The sequence below is a fragment of the Streptomyces sp. NPDC086080 genome (assembly GCF_044540255.1).
Taxonomy (GTDB): Bacteria; Actinomycetota; Actinomycetes; order Streptomycetales; family Streptomycetaceae; genus Streptomyces.
The window spans coordinates 1-1,345 of the sequence record NZ_JBITRU010000110.1 but is presented as its reverse complement, the minus strand read 5'-3'; the positions used below and the strand labels follow the sequence as shown (position 1 = coordinate 1,345).

The following is a 1,345-nucleotide window of genomic DNA, read 5'->3' as shown; positions in this document are numbered from 1 at the left end:
GGCGCTGCACGCCCTCGAACCCGTGCCCCACACCACCATCAGCCCCCGGCGAGAAATCGGACCTCCGAAACATCAGCCGGTGGATCCGGGCTGAGTGCTGCCGCTGTTGCTCATGGCGGACAGGGCCGGCTCCTGCAGAGGCAGTCCTGGACGACTATGCCGACAGACGATGCCTGATCCTTCAGGACGAAGCTTCTACCGGTGGGCGCACCATGTCACCGGGATAACTGTAATCCCCTGACACTTCGTCGGGTTCAGGGACGTATCCAAATCCGAGCTTAAGCCACACTCCGTACAGCTCCCGGTCCCACGCAGACAAGATGACCTCTCGATCGGGCACCCGAGCAAACAACTCATCGACCAAAGCTCGTGCCACTCCCCTTTGCCGGAACTCGGGAGAAACGTGGAGCTCATAAAGCCTGACGTAGCCGGGCTCGCCACCTGCCGCGCGCTGCAGACTGGAGTGAAGCCACCCCATACGCACGCCTTGGCCGGGATCCTCTGCGATCAGGGCGTGCAGCGCCTCCGCCAGGGAGGCGGCCCCCTCGTGCTTCTCGACGGTGACCGTCCAGCCCTCGGTGTTGTTGCTCATCCATTCGACGTCGGCTGGATGAGCGTCACGGACCTTGATCTTCATGCTTTATAGCCTACGACTCCGCTTCTGATGGCCATCATGGCCATGTGAGCCTGGCCAAGTGGCCGGCCACTCGGGAAAAGTAGCAATCGAGATGCATGAGACTGTCTCGCCCCGAGGCGGCGTTCGTAGTAGTTGCGGGAGTACGGATCGACGCCCACATAGACGTCACACGCGACAGCGATGCAGCCGTGGCCTGGCCACAGGCCGAGATGACGAGTTCAGCTACCGGTGGCCAGCCAGTCAATCCGGCCGTCGATCCCACACTCACGCGTCCCAGTCGCGCTGAGAGGAAGACGCACCCCGGTACGGACGGATAAGCGGGTGCGATCGCAAATCAGGCACCCGAGTGAGTTACAGGCACACGGACCTCTTAGAGGCACCGACAGCATCGTGCGCGCCAACGCGTTCGACCTCACACCGAAGCCCCACCGGAGTGCTCCGGTGCGGCTTCGGCGTCTTACGGATCCGGGCAGAGACCCCGCCATGACGGACCGCGGCGGGGCCTCGCCATATCACCCGCGTATCACCCAACCATCACCAACTGGGTAGACACTCTCGGACCGAGAGGCTCCCACCTGCACTTTCATGCCCACAGGGGACTGGCACAGACGCGCCTGGACGGTCTCTACAACCTGTGCCATGTGGTACCCAGGGAGGGACCCAGGATCAGAACCGGAGCGTCTTCAGGCCCGTCAAAGCGGTATTGCA

1 protein-coding gene is annotated in these 1,345 nt (G+C 63.0%); it reads right to left on the bottom strand.

Annotated features, from left to right (window positions below; all coding sequences use genetic code 11):
* Positions 1 to 181: 181 nt before the first annotated feature.
* Entirely contained in the window at positions 182 to 637 is a 456-nt protein-coding gene (locus ACIF9R_RS38300) for a GNAT family N-acetyltransferase (RefSeq protein ID WP_399987739.1), read from the bottom strand.
* Positions 638 to 1,345 lie beyond the last annotated feature (708 nt).

Excerpts from the sequence above, each read along its gene's own strand:
- ACIF9R_RS38300 (WP_399987739.1), bottom strand. The coding sequence starts at position 637 with ATGAAGATCAAGGTCCGTGACGCTCATCCAGCCGACGTCGAATGGATG.